This window comes from Mixta mediterraneensis (genome assembly GCF_014946725.1).
In the GTDB taxonomy this organism is placed as follows: Bacteria; Pseudomonadota; Gammaproteobacteria; order Enterobacterales; family Enterobacteriaceae; genus Pantoea; species Pantoea mediterraneensis.
In genome coordinates, this window is the sequence record NZ_JACFXY010000003.1 from 324514 (window position 1) to 337824 (window position 13311).

At 53.1% G+C, this 13311-nt stretch carries 10 protein-coding genes; 4 read left to right on the top strand and 6 right to left on the bottom strand.

Features of this window, described 5'->3' with window-relative positions; genetic code table 11:
- Nucleotides 1-90 precede the first annotated feature (90 nt).
- Nucleotides 91-957, top strand: coding sequence for a KPN_02809 family neutral zinc metallopeptidase (ypfJ, locus tag H2P46_RS08135; protein WP_193404636.1), 867 nt, complete (start codon nucleotides 91-93; stop codon nucleotides 955-957).
- Entirely contained in the window at nucleotides 954-2945 is a 1992-nt protein-coding gene (locus H2P46_RS08140) for a tRNA(Met) cytidine acetyltransferase TmcA (RefSeq protein WP_193404637.1), read from the top strand. Before ypfJ ends, H2P46_RS08140 begins: the two co-directional genes overlap by 4 nt.
- Nucleotides 2946-3008: 63 nt before the next feature.
- Here H2P46_RS08140 and H2P46_RS08145 read toward each other — a convergent pair whose 3' ends face one another.
- The 6 genes from H2P46_RS08145 to narQ form a co-directional block, all read right to left on the bottom strand.
- Nucleotides 3009-3197: a YpfN family protein gene (locus H2P46_RS08145; RefSeq protein WP_193404638.1), complete on the bottom strand. Its 189-nt coding sequence runs from the start codon at nucleotides 3195-3197 to the stop codon at nucleotides 3009-3011.
- A 23-nt stretch (nucleotides 3198-3220) separates the two neighbouring features.
- Nucleotides 3221-4348: a succinyl-diaminopimelate desuccinylase gene (gene dapE / locus H2P46_RS08150; RefSeq protein WP_193404639.1), complete on the bottom strand. Its 1128-nt coding sequence runs from the start codon at nucleotides 4346-4348 to the stop codon at nucleotides 3221-3223.
- Nucleotide 4349: 1 nt separating this feature from the next.
- Nucleotides 4350-4718, bottom strand: coding sequence for an ArsC family reductase (locus H2P46_RS08155; RefSeq protein ID WP_193404703.1), 369 nt, complete (start codon nucleotides 4716-4718; stop codon nucleotides 4350-4352).
- Between the two features lie 535 nt (nucleotides 4719-5253).
- The gene (gene acrD / locus H2P46_RS08160; RefSeq protein ID WP_193404640.1) at nucleotides 5254-8373 is read right to left on the bottom strand and encodes a multidrug efflux RND transporter permease AcrD; all 3120 of its coding nucleotides are present in this window, start codon (nucleotides 8371-8373) and stop codon (nucleotides 5254-5256) included.
- Between the two features lie 183 nt (nucleotides 8374-8556).
- Nucleotides 8557-9177, bottom strand: a complete 621-nt coding sequence (locus H2P46_RS08165; RefSeq protein ID WP_193404641.1) for a response regulator — start codon at nucleotides 9175-9177, stop codon at nucleotides 8557-8559.
- 65 nt (nucleotides 9178-9242) lie between these two features.
- The gene (narQ, locus tag H2P46_RS08170) at nucleotides 9243-10931 is read right to left on the bottom strand and encodes a nitrate/nitrite two-component system sensor histidine kinase NarQ (RefSeq protein ID WP_193404642.1); all 1689 of its coding nucleotides are present in this window, start codon (nucleotides 10929-10931) and stop codon (nucleotides 9243-9245) included.
- A gap of 246 nt (nucleotides 10932-11177) precedes the next feature.
- On the opposite strand from narQ, the gene H2P46_RS08175 reads away from it, so the two are divergent.
- Together H2P46_RS08175 and ansP are read left to right on the top strand one after the other, a co-directional pair.
- Entirely contained in the window at nucleotides 11178-11450 is a 273-nt protein-coding gene (locus H2P46_RS08175; protein ID WP_193404643.1) for a YdgH/BhsA/McbA-like domain containing protein, read from the top strand.
- A gap of 274 nt (nucleotides 11451-11724) precedes the next feature.
- The gene (gene ansP, locus H2P46_RS08180) at nucleotides 11725-13227 is read left to right on the top strand and encodes an L-asparagine permease (protein ID WP_193404644.1); all 1503 of its coding nucleotides are present in this window, start codon (nucleotides 11725-11727) and stop codon (nucleotides 13225-13227) included.
- Nucleotides 13228-13311: the final 84 nt, after the last annotated feature.

Sequence of the window (13311 nt, forward strand, 5' to 3'; positions counted from 1 at the left end):
TCTCCTTTCATTTTGGCGTAAAGCTGGTGATTACCCCGGCGTGCAACTAAAATCATGCCATCCAGGCAAAACACAAAATGGAGTGAAGCCATGCGCTGGCAAGGACGTCGCGAAAGCGACAACGTAGAAGATCGACGCGATCAGTCGTCGGGTTATGGGACCGGACGCCAGATCCGTTTACCACGGGGCAAGGGCGGCATCGTGCTACTGATTATCGTTGCGGTGGCAGGTTATTACGGCTATGACCTGACGGCTTTGTTAACGGGTGAACAAGTTACGCCAGCCAGCCAGCAACAACAGCGCAGTATCAACAGTAATCAGGACGAGGCGGCAAAATTTACCTCCGTAATCCTCGCCACCACCGAAGACACCTGGGGCAACCTGTTCCAGCAGATGAACAAGCAATATGTTCCGCCAAAGCTGGTGATGTATCGCGGCGCGACGCGTACTGGCTGTGGCACCGGGCAATCAGTCATGGGACCGTTCTATTGCCCCGCTGACCAAACGGTGTATATCGATCTCTCCTTTTATGATGAGATGAAAAACAAGCTTGGCGCGGATGGCGATTTTGCACAGGGGTATGTGATTGCGCATGAGGTCGGGCATCACGTGCAGAAACTGCTCGGGATCGAACCGAAAGTGCGTGAAATGCAGCAGAACGCAAATCAGACCCAGGTTAATCAACTGTCCGTGAAAATGGAACTGCAGGCCGATTGCTTTGCTGGCGTATGGGGCCATTATATGGAGCAGCAACACGTGCTCGAAGTGGGTGATTTGCAGGAAGCACTGAACGCGGCGGAAGCGATTGGAGACGATCGTTTGCAGCAAAAAAGCCAGGGCCGCGTCGTGCCGGACAGCTTTACTCACGGCACGTCTCAGCAGCGTTATACCTGGTTTAAGCGTGGTTTTGACAGCGGTAATCCAGGTCAGTGCAATACGTTTGCCCGTAACGGATGACGCGTGAAAATATCAGCCGCCAGATGCAGCAGGCGGGGGTGCGACGGCTGTGTGTTATCAGCGGTGAAGCGAGCTGGTGTCAGCTAAGCGCGCAAAAATGGATTGACGAGCTAACCGGCGACTGGCTGTGTATCAGCGAGTCGCCGCTGTTTTCTACCCCTTATTGTCCGCCTGGTGCGCTGCGCACTTTGCTTGGGCGGGAATTTCTCCACGCAATCTTTGACGCACGACACGGGTTTCATGCAGAAGCCTTTGCCGCGCTTGCCGGGACATTGAAAGCGGGAAGCTGGCTGATATTGCTGGTGCCAGCCTGGGACGACTGGCCACAAAAGCCGGATGCCGATAGCCTGCGCTGGGCCGACGTGGCCGAGCCGATTTCAACGCCACATTTTATCTGGCATCTTCAGCAACGGATTAATGCTGACGAGCAAATATTGCTGCATCGTCAGGGCGATCCATGCCACATTCCCTCCTTACCACCGTTGCCCGCCTGGCAATGCCAGGCGCCGTTGCAACAGCACGCCATACTTTCGCAATTACTGCATCAGCCCAGGGGGGTGGCGGTAATAACCGCTGCGCGTGGACGCGGGAAATCAGCGCTTGCAGGGATGCTGGCTAAGCAAAATACACGCTGTCTGATCACCGCCCCGGCAAAAGTTTCCACTGAGGTATTAGCGCGTTTCGCCGGCGAGCATTATCACTTTATGGCGCCCGATGCCATTCTCGAACAGGTGATAACACCAGATGTTGACTGGCTGATTGTTGATGAAGCCGCCGCTATTCCCGCTCCGCTGCTGCACGCGCTGGTCGCGCGTTTTCCACGTGTCTTACTGTCCACCACGGTACAAGGCTACGAGGGCACCGGGCGGGGCTTTATGCTGAAATTTTGCGCTGAGCTGCCCCAGGTGACCTGTTTCACTCTGGATGAACCGTTGCGCTGGTCACGTGCCGATCCGCTTGAAAAATGGCTAAATCAGGCGCTGATTTTTGAAGATGCGCTGCCTGCGCCGGTTAGCAACGATCCCCTGATTCAACGGTTTGATATTGCTGACTGGGCTGACAATCCCGCCCCGCCTGAGGCGGCGTATCGCTTACTGACCAGCGCGCACTACCGCACTTCGCCACTGGATTTACGGCGCTTATTTGATGCTCCCGGTATGCATCTGTGGCTGGCTGGTGACGTACCGGGCTTAAAAGGCGCACTGTGGCTGGTGGAAGAGGGGAATTTACCGGCCAATCTGGCGCAGGCGGTCTGGGCGGGTCGGCGAAGGCCGCGTGGTAATCTGGTGGCGCAGTCATTAGCAGCACACAGCGGATTTAAGGACGCCGCCATGCTGCGTTCTTTGCGCATCACCCGTATTGCGGTGGCCGCCGAATGCCGCCGTCAGGGCATCGGGTTAGCGCTGATTAATGCCGCACGCGCTGCCGAATCGCAATGCGACTTCTTTTCCATTAGCTTTGGTTATACCGACGCGCTTTGGCATTTCTGGCGCGCCTGCGGCTTTACGCTGGTGCGCATTGGTAGCCAGCGTGAGGCCAGCAGTGGCTGCTACGCGGCAATGGCGATGTGCGCCATTACGCCTGCCGGGCAGCGCTTACAAGAGGCGGCGGCACAACAGCTGGCGCGCGACTGGCCAGTTTTACGGCAGTTTATTGATATAAAACTGACATTATCATCCGCAGATTTACCCGCAGATGAACAAGAGTTTACGGCATACGATGCACAACTGGCCGCGGGGTTTGCCTGGGCGTTGCGACCCTTTGAAGCCAGTCTGCCGGTTTTAAAGCGGTTATTAAGGGCAACAGATCAGCCGGTTCCGCTGCTGCGCGCTGCTGTCGATGCATCTGACGAATTAACCTTGCTGGCGAAGCAGGCGGGATTGAGCGGACGCAAGGCGATCATTACTGCGTTACGCCAGCAGGCTGCAGCCGCGCTTGAAGCGCTGGGCAGTGAGCGTGCTGCCATCCTGCGCCAGCCATTTCGGTGAGGCGCCAGACGTCACCGGCTGCTGATGTAAAACGGCCCTTGCCATGGCAAAGGCCGCGTTAACTCACTTTTTCTTTGGCCAGTCGTCATCGTCATCCCACTTATCGTTGAAATCACGATGCGGTGGCAGATCCGGCTTATTATCCATGTATTTTTTGTGATCGATGCGCTTCAGATCTTTGTAGACATTCATGAGCACACCTACCATCAGCAGGATCACCAGGATCCACCAGTAATCTTTAATAAACGCCATTTGCCCGCTCCTTATGACCGCGATCAGGCGATCAATTGTTCCATGATGCGTTGATACATCCGGCTTAGCATTTGCAGATCCGATGCCTTCACGCACTCATTGATTTTATGAATGGTGGCATTTACCGGACCCAGTTCCACTACCTGTGCGCCCATACGCGCAATAAACCGGCCATCTGATGTTCCACCGGTAGTGAGCAACTGCGGTTTGATCTCATTATAGTGTGCGACCGCGTTGATCACGGCATCAACCAGCTTGCCGCGCGAAGTCAGGAATGGCTGACCCGATAATTTCCATTCAATGGTGTAACGTAACTGATGGCGATCGAGCAGTTCCGTGACGCGCTGGCGAAGCGTGGTATCAGTCGATTCGGTGCTAAAACGGAAATTAAACTGCACAAACAGCTCGCCAGGGATCACATTATTGCTGCCAGTGCCGGCCTGTACGTTGGCAATCTGCATGCTGGTTGGGGGGAAAAATTCATTGCCGCGATCCCATTCCGTTGCCACCAGCTCGTTTAGCGCTGGCATGGCGCGATGTACCGGGTTATCGGCCAGGTGTGGATAGGCGACGTGGCCCTGTACGCCATGCAGGGTCAGATTGGCGGTGATTGAACCGCGACGGCCATTTTTTACGACATCACCAACAACCTCAGTGCTGGACGGTTCGCCCACCAGGCAGTAATCCAGTCGTTCATTACGCGCCATCAGGCGTTCAACCACCTTTACCGTACCGTTGGTCGCGCTGGCTTCTTCGTCAGAGGTAATGAGAAATGCCAGACGGCCTTGATGATGTGGATGCGCGGCAACAAAACGCTCGGCTGCCACTACCATCGCCGCCAGCGATCCTTTCATGTCTGCCGCACCGCGACCAAACAACATACCGTCACGAATGGTTGGTTCAAACGGCGGGTTGATCCAGCGGTTGGCATCGCCCGGTGGCACTACGTCGGTATGGCCAGCAAATGCCAGCGTTTCGCCCTGGCCGCGTGTGGCCCAGAAGTTCAGGGTATCGTCGATGTTCATTGATTCAATATGGAAACCGATAGCTTCCAGACGCGCGATCAGCAGCGCCTGGCATCCGGCATCATCGGGGCTGAGAGAAGGACGACGAATAAGCTGCTGCGTCAGCTCAATGACCGGACAAAACATATTATGACTTCTCCTGAATAAAGTTCTGGTAAGTGGTTTCACTGAAGCCGGACAGCAGCGTTCCATCTGGCGCACGCAACAGCGGACGCTTGATCATAGCCGGTTGCGCCAGCATTAGCGTTTTGGCGCTGTCCGCATCGGTAATAGCTTCGCGTTCGGCCTCTGACAGCTTGCGCCAGGTGGTGCCGCGTGTGTTCAGTAAATTCTGGTAGCCCAGCGCGTCGATGAACTGCTGCAAGCATTCAGCACTCAGCCCATCCGCGCGGTAATCGTGAAAGCGATAGTCGATGTGGGCGGCTTCTAAAAAGCGGCGGGCTTTTTTAATCGTGTCGCAGTTCTTTATCCCAAACATCATCCAGTGCGCTGTCATCACTTCATCCCGTCATAAAAATAAAGCGCGAGTTTAACATAGTGTGATCTGTTGCGGCATCACACCTGTCAGCAGAGAAAAAACGCACTAAGGGTTAATTTGAGTAACGTCAGCACGACGTAAACGATTTCACTTCTCGCTATACCCGCACCTTTCCTTAGCATGCTTTTTTTAGAATGCGTCCAGTGTGAGTTTTTAGCCTGGCACTGAACGAAAAATGCATTAAACCCTGTTAATTTAGCAGGTTGCTAAAATGCCCATCCCTAAGCAAATTAAAAAATAAAGATTTTAATGACCAGCGCCGATAGTCATAGCAGGTGTAAACGTATTCACCTGGCAAAAAAAGAAGCGTAAAATTGCCAGCACAATAAGAGAGGGCTTTATGATTGATATTGAAATGGAAAACTGGAAAGAGTTTATCGAAGCGATGTTACGCAAGTAACACGTGAAGAGAAAAGCAGGGCATTTCCCTGCTTGCTGGAGTTCTTACCACACACAGAAAAAAGGCAGCCAGGAAAAATGGCTGCCTTTTAATTTATTCACCCTGCGGTTTTTCGCGCAGCGGAAAGCGGCGACGTACGACAACGAAAAATAGCGGCACGAAAAATATCGCTAACAGGGTAGCTGAGATCATCCCATCCACTACGCCGGTTCCTACCGCGTGCTGACTGCCGGAACCGGCGCCTGAACTGATGGCCATTGGCAACACGCCAAAGATAAAGGCCAGCGAAGTCATCAAAATAGGGCGCAGACGCTGACGTGATGCTTCCAGCGTCGATTCGGTCAGCTCACCTCCTTTGCTGTTAATTTCGTTGGCGAACTCAACAATCAGGATGGCGTTTTTGGCCGACAACCCCACCACGGTTAACAGTCCGACCTGGAAATAAACATCATTTTCCAATCCACGCATCCAGGTTGCGATTAGCGCCCCGATCACGCCAAGCGGCACCACCAGCATGACCGAGAAGGGAATCGACCAGCTTTCATACAGCGCTGCCAGACACAAAAATACGACCAGTAGCGAGATGGCGTATAGCGCAGGCGCTTGCGAGCCGGAAAGGCGTTCCTGATAGGAAGCGCCGGTCCACTGAAAGCCCACACCCAGCGGGAGCGCGTTAACCAGTTTTTCCATCTCATCCATAGCTTTGCCGCTGCTGACACCCGCAGCGGCTTCACCGACGATCTCCAGCGATGCGTAGCCGTTATAACGTTCAAGCCGCGGTGAGCCGGTTTCCCAGCGGCTGGTGGCGAAGGCAGAGAAGGGCACCATGCTGCCACTGCTGTTGCGGACATACCATTTATTGAGGTCATTGGGCAGCATGCGGAATTCAGGCGCAGCCTGGACATACACTTTTTTAACGCGCCCGCGGTCGAGAAAATCATTAACGTAGGTTGAACCCCACGCGGTGGTAAGGGTGTCGTTGATCGTATCAATCGAAACCCCCAGTGCCTGCGCTTTGCGATCATCAATATCAATCTGTAACTGCGGACTGTCATCCAAACCGTTGTGGCGCACGCGCGACAGTGATTTATCGTTGTCGGCCATTTCCAGCAACTTGTCACGCATTGCCATCAGTTGGGTATGACCGATGCCCGCATGATCCTGCAACTGTAGATCAAAGCCGGATGAGCTGCCCATGCCGGTAATGGCTGGTGGACTGCTGGCAATTACCCGGCCTTCTTTGATTTTCTGGAATGCTTTGGTGGCGCGTTCAATGATGGCAAACGAGGTGCGATCCGCGCCTGGGCGATCTTCCCACGCTTTTAACCGTACAAACAGACGCGCAACGTTTTGTCCATTTCCGCCAGGGCCAGCGCCGATGGTTGAAAACACGGACAATACGTTGTCCTTTTCTTGCGTCATGTAGTAATTCTCAACTTTAGCCACCACCCGTGAGGTTTGCTGCAACGTTGAGCCTGCCGGTAATTGCACCTGGGTCAGGAACACGCCGCGATCTTCCAGCGGCAGAAATGAAGAAGGCAGCTTAATAAACAGAAGCGCCATCACGCCAATAATAGCGAGATAAAGCAACAGCCAGCGGCCGCCTTTCAACAAAATGCGGGCAACGCCGCGTTCATAGCGTTCAGCATTGCGGTTGAAATGGCGGTTGAACCAGCCAAAAAAGCCGCGCCGCCCGTGATGATGCCCCTGTGGGGTGGGCTTTAACAATGTGGCGCACAAGGCGGGCGTCAGGATCATCGCCACCAAAACCGACAATACCATCGCCGAAACGATGGTGATTGAAAACTGACGATAGATAGCGCCTACGGTGCCGCCAAAAAACGCCATTGGTACAAATACTGCCGACAGCACCAGCGCAATACCGACCAGCGCGCCCTGAATTTGTCCCATCGATTTTCGCGTGGCGGCACGAGGCGATAATCCCTCCTCACTCATGATGCGTTCAACGTTTTCCACCACCACGATAGCATCATCGACCAGGAGTCCAATTGCCAGGACCATGGCAAACATGGTTAATGCATTGATACTAAAACCACAAGCGTACAACACGCTGAAGGTACCAAACAGTACCACCGGAACGGCAATGGTCGGGATCAGGGTGGCGCGGAAGTTCTGCATAAACAGATACATCACGCCAAAGACCAGTACGATCGCTTCCAGTAAGGTTTTCACCACATCTTTAATTGAAGCTTTAACGAACGGCGTGGTTTCATAGGCGACTTTGGCTTCCAGCCCGTGGGGAAAATAGTGCGACAGCTCTTCTATGCGGGCGCGCACCAGCTGGTCGGTGTTCATCTCATTGGCACCAGAGGCAAGTTTCACGCCCAGGCCAGAAGCGGGTTGACCATTATAGCGGCTAAGGTAATCGTATTTCTCTGCGCCTGGCGCTACGTCTGAGACATCTCCCAGCGTCACCACCGATCCATCGGGATTATTTTTTAAGGTGATAGCCTTGAACTGCTCGGGTGTTTGCAGCATCGATTGCGCATTCACCGTGGCGTTCAGGGCTTGCTTATCCACTGAAGGCAAGCCGCCCACCTGGCCTACTGCCACCTGCGCATTTTGCGATTCGATGGCGCTTACCACGTCATCGGTGGTGAGTGCATAAGCAATCAATTTATTGGGATCAAGCCAGATGCGCATCGCATATTGCGAGCCATAAGCATCCACTTCTCCCACACCGTCTACCCGACTCAGCGGGTCCTGAATGTTACTGGCGACATAATCTGCAATATCCTGCTTGTCCATGCTGCCGTCAGTTGAGACAAAAGCGACCATCAAAATATTACTGTCGCCGGTTTTAGTGACCGTCACACCCTGTGACTGAACGGCCTGTGGCAATTTACGCAGCGCAGATTGCAGCTGGTTTTGCACCTGCTGACGGGCCTCATCGGGATCGGTTCCGGCGGTAAAGGTCAGGGTGATGCGTGCCTGGCCAATATTGCTGCTGTTCGAGGACATGTACATCAGATTATCAATGCCGGTCATGTTCTGCTCGATCACCTGGGTTACGGTATTCTCCAGCGTTTCGGCGGAGGCGCCGGGATAATTAGCGGTAATACGAACATTGGGAGGAGCCAGGTCGGGGTATTGCTCAATCGGTAAAGCGATAATGGCGAGCGTGCCGCACAGGCACAATAAAATCGCCAGAACCCAGGCAAAAATGGGGCGGTCGATAAAAAAATTCGACATCGAATCGACACTCCTCAGCAGCGTATCGTCATTATTATGGAAATGGCTTCTCAACCAAACATGCGCACAGGCAGAGGAATAATAATGCTATCAACCAGATATTTCTGCCGTAACTTACTCTACGTGCAACAGGTAAGGAAATCGTGGAGAAATTAAGGAGAAAGTGTAAAACAGCCCGGCAGGTTAATTAATACGATTCTCCAGCCACATAACGGTAGCGGCAACGCGGGAGCGCACATTCAGTTTACGCAGCAGATTGCGAATATGTACCTTCACCGTTTCTTCAGAGATGTGTAGCGTGGTGGCAACCTGTTTGTTGGATAATCCTCGCGCAACTTCCTGCAGTACATCCCGTTCGCGTTCGGTCAGCTGGCGAAACGGATCGGCGCTGTATTGACGGGTGGCGAGATAATTTTCCACCGCTTCACTGAATACTTTTTCACCCTCCGCCGCCTGCATAATCTGGCTGAGCAACTTCTCTGGTTCGCTGTCCTTCAGCAGATACCCATCAGCCCCAGCATCGACCATGGCGTAAATATCCGCGCGTGCATCAGAAACGGTCAGCACCAGGATACGAGATGCAATACCTTCGTGGCGCAGGGCTTTTAACGTATCCAGCCCGGACATGCCTTTCATATTCAGATCGAGCAGAATAACGTCTGGCGACAGCCGCCGTGCTTCAGCCAACGCTTCGGTGCCATTATTGGCTTCGGCCACCATGTCCAGCCGCGGCTCCAGCGCTAATAGCTGGCGAATGCCCCGACGCATCAGCGGATGGTCATCCACAATCATTAAGGTCAGCATGTTAACTCCCGGTAAAAAGATGCTGTAACGCGCACAGTATGTCTGCGGTTACGCTTTTTGTCTCTTTATTCAAGTGGACGTCCCGGATGTGGCGGAAAGCGCAGCGCTATTTGTGTACCTTGCGCCTGTACGCTGATGCTTAAACTGCCCGCTAAACGCGCGGCCCGTTCCGCCATGGTCGTTAAGCCGTAATGTCCCGGCGGTTCATCAGAACTGGCAATGCCCACACCATCGTCCGAAATGGTCAGTACATGCTCACCTTCAGATGTACGTTGATAAGCTATCTGAATTTCCTGGGCATTAGCGTGACGAATGGCGTTAAGTAATGCTTCACGCGCAATCTGTAAAACATGTACCTGCTGCTGTGCATCAAGGTTCTGCAAACCTGACTGATAATGAAAGCTAATTCGCGCATCAGCCTGTTCTTGCAATGACGCGATCATTGCCTGCATGGCCGCCACTAAATCGGCTTGCTCAATGCTAAGACGAAAGGTTGCCAGCAATTCTCGCAGCTGACGGTAGGCATCAGATAACGCGCGATCAACGTCAGCGATGATAAATTGCGCGGCGCTGTCTGCCTGGTCTACAGTACGGCGCAGCAGGGTGAGTTGAATGCGTAAAAATGCCAGCGCCTGGGCCAGGGAATCATGTAATTCGCGGGCGATGGTGGCACGTTCTTCAATTAACAACATTTGCTGATACTGCTTCTGGGTTTGCCAAATCCAGAGTGCGCGCCCCAGTATTGCCGCCAGGCTGTGCATCAAGGCTTCCGGCGGCTCGTCGTGATTAGCCTGCCAGCGCAATTCGCCCGTTAGCCGATCGTCCTGCCGTAACGGCACGCGCTGCCATGTCAATGAAGGATGACCAGTACCGGCGCAAAACAGAAAGTGATCACTCTCCAGCCGGATAGCGGCCAGGTCTTCATGCGTCAGCACGTTCGCCAGTACGCTTTCAAAAAGCGTCGGATGCAGCGGGCTGGCAGTTAACATTTGCGAGCTTTCATACAGCAGCGAAAGGGTACGGTTGGCTTCGGTTAGCGCTTCGGTTTTCTCACGTACCGTGCTTTCCAGCAGTTGATAATGTAGTTGCAGGCGCATTGCCATCTTGCTAAAGGTTTGCGACAGCATCTGCAATTCATTTTCCTGAGCAACGACCAGCGGAGGAAAAGCGAAGTTACCGTTCTCTATATAGCGACTGGCGGTCACCAACGCGTTCAGTGGTCGAACCACCTGTTGACGGGTAAAGCGAATGGTCAGCAGCGTCAGCGCTACAATGGCAATCAATCCGAGCAGGCTGCTGGCAACGACCAGATGCATCTTCAGTTCAGCATAACGCTGTAAACCCAACACAAAGCGATCGATTTCACTGACGTAAACCGCCACCTGCTGCTGATAACGGTGAGCTTCACCTTGTTGCAGATTATGTTGCAGTTGCGGCCAGGCGCGGCGCAGATGGCGATAATATTTGAATACGTCCCGTGGGGTCCAGAAGCGATTGAGGTTTTTTAGTGCCGGTGCATCCAGCGTCTGCTGATATTGGGCTAAATGACTCACAAGCTGCTGCGGTTCATGCGCAGCGTCCCACGCCAGGCGATAGCTTTGCATACGTAACGAACCGGCCAGATTGATGACTTCCGCGTCGCGCAGACTACTGAAAAGGGTGATTAACGCCAGGCCGGTACTTAATAATGACAACAGCACAATGGCGATAAGCGCCTGAGCAATGCTGTGGGTTACGGAACGTTTCACAAACACCTTGGTATTCCTGATGCTGGCGCGAGTTTATAAGGAGGAGAAATTGCGCGCCAGGCTATTCCCCTTCAAAAAGCAAACAGACGATTAGGTGCTGAGTGAAAAACAACCAAATCTGACCTTTCCCAGGATTGTGTCTGCATCATTGGCTAAAAGTTAAATAGCTTTACATTGCGCTGATGTTCGCTTTCATTGCGTCGCTAATAATTCAATCGGAATAAACAAAAAGGTTTCACTGAGGAGTCTCCCATGAAAAAACTGACTGCAGTTCTGGCCGGTGCCCTACTGACCGCCGCTTCGTTCTCGTCTTTTGCCGCGACCCCAATTGACCGCGATCAGGCGCAAAGCATGCAAAGTTTAGGGAGCGTATCCGTTTCCAGTATACGGGGTTCTATAGATGACGCCACCGAACAGCTTTCGCAAAAAGCAGCAGAGAGAGGAGCCAGCCATTATCGTGTTATTGGGGTTGATAACCTAGGCGACTCCAGCTTGTGGACGGGCACGGCAGAAATCTATCGCTAAATTTCTTTCTGTTTTCCCTTCCTGTCATTTTTACCGGCCCGCCAGTGGCCGGTTTTTTTGTGTATGACCAATCATTCTTACAAATCATTCTGTGCATCCCCGCGGTATATTTTGCTTCGTTCATGCAGAACGGGTAGGATTCATCGCCGTAAATTCCCGCGCTGCTATGGCCTCACTCACAGGCAGGCGCACAGAGGAAAATACCCCTTTCGCACGGCTCAACGCAATCGATTGGTTTTGCCGTGGATTGATGGTCAGGACAAACAGGAAGGCTATGAAATCTACTAAAAAAACCGCAGCCGAGATGCGCGCTGCGAAAAGACGTTGGCTGAACTCTCACGATACCGGCTACCAGAAAGCGATGGGTAACCGTCACGTACAAATGATTGCGATTGGGGGAGCTATCGGCACTGGCTTGTTCCTCGGCGCGGGGGCGCGTTTACAAGCGGCCGGTCCTGCCTTAGCAACCATCTACCTGGTTTGCGGGATCTTCTCATTCTTTATCTTACGCGCCCTGGGCGAACTGGTTTTACACCGTCCAAGCAGTGGTAATTTCGTTTCTTACGCGCGTGAGTTTCTTGGTGAGAAAGCCTCCTATGTAGCGGGCTGGATGTACTTCGTCAACTGGGCCATGACCGGTATTGTCGATATTATCGCCGTTGCACTTTATATGCATTACTGGGGCGCGTTTGGTGATGTACCGCAATGGGTTTTTGCTTTGGGCGCGCTGGCGATTGTCGGCACCATGAACATGATTGGCGTTAAATGGTTCGCTGAAATGGAGTTCTGGTTTGCGTTAATCAAAGTGCTGGCGATTGTGGTGTTCCTGGTGGTCGGCGTGGTGTTTTTGGGCACAGGCAAACCGCTGGCTGGCAGCACCACCGGCTTCCATTTAATAACCGATAATGGCGGGCTGTTTCCGCACGGCTTGTTACCGGCGCTGGTGTTAATTCAGGGTGTGGTGTTCGCCTTCGCCTCGATTGAGCTGGTGGGAACGGCGGCAGGCGAATGTAAAGATCCAAAAACCATGCTGCCGAAAGCCATTAACAGCGTGATTTGGCGTATTGGCCTTTTTTACGTGGGTTCGGTGGTACTGCTGGTACTGCTGCTGCCGTGGAATGCCTACCAGGCGGGACAAAGTCCGTTTGTCACTTTCTTCTCTAAACTCGGCGTGCCTTATATTGGCAGCATAATGAATATTGTCGTATTGAGCGCAGCGCTGTCGAGCCTGAACTCAGGGCTGTATTCAACCGGCCGCATTCTGCGTTCTATGTCGATGGGCGGATCGGCGCCGAAATTCATGGCGAAAATGAGCGGCCAGCAAGTACCCTACGCCGGAATCCTGGTCACTATTGGTGTGTACGTTATCGGCGTGGTGCTGAATTATTATGTCCCTTCGCAAGTGTTTGAAATAGTGCTGAATATCGCTTCGCTGGGCATTATCTCTTCATGGGCGTTTATCGTGGTGTGCCAGCTGCGCCTGCGTAAGGCGATCAAAGAAGGCAAAGCGGACGATGTCAGCTTCAAACTGCCTGGCGCGCCATTCACCTCGTGGCTGACGCTGCTGTTCCTGTTTAGCGTGCTGGTATTAATGGCTTTTGACTACCCGAACGGCACTTATACCATTGCGTCTATCCCCCTGATTGCGGTGGTTCTGGTGCTCGGCTGGTTTGGCGTGCGTAAGCGCGTAAATACTATTGCACAGACGGAACACGATCATCTGCATAGCCAGGATGATGCCAGTTCGATCAAACTGGTTGATGAAGCGTCGCGCTAAACGGCCATAAACGCGCTTTAGCTAGCCTTCGGGCTGGCTTTTTTGATCCTACCTCATGCCATTTCCACTTTATTTAATCCAGTT

Excerpts from the sequence above, each read along its gene's own strand:
- acrD (WP_193404640.1), bottom strand. The coding sequence starts at position 8,373 with ATGTCGAATTTTTTTATCGACCGCCCCATTTTTGCCTGGGTTCTGGCG.
- H2P46_RS08175 (WP_193404643.1), top strand. The coding sequence starts at position 11,178 with ATGAAAAAACTGACTGCAGTTCTGGCCGGTGCCCTACTGACCGCCGCT.
- H2P46_RS08145 (WP_193404638.1), bottom strand. The coding sequence starts at position 3,197 with ATGGCGTTTATTAAAGATTACTGGTGGATCCTGGTGATCCTGCTGATG.
- H2P46_RS08155 (WP_193404703.1), bottom strand. The coding sequence starts at position 4,718 with ATGACAGCGCACTGGATGATGTTTGGGATAAAGAACTGCGACACGATT.
- ypfJ (WP_193404636.1), top strand. The coding sequence starts at position 91 with ATGCGCTGGCAAGGACGTCGCGAAAGCGACAACGTAGAAGATCGACGC.
- ansP (WP_193404644.1), top strand. The coding sequence starts at position 11,725 with ATGAAATCTACTAAAAAAACCGCAGCCGAGATGCGCGCTGCGAAAAGA.
- dapE (WP_193404639.1), bottom strand. The coding sequence starts at position 4,348 with ATGTTTTGTCCGGTCATTGAGCTGACGCAGCAGCTTATTCGTCGTCCT.
- H2P46_RS08140 (WP_193404637.1), top strand. The coding sequence starts at position 954 with ATGACGCGTGAAAATATCAGCCGCCAGATGCAGCAGGCGGGGGTGCGA.
- H2P46_RS08165 (WP_193404641.1), bottom strand. The coding sequence starts at position 9,177 with ATGCTGACCTTAATGATTGTGGATGACCATCCGCTGATGCGTCGGGGC.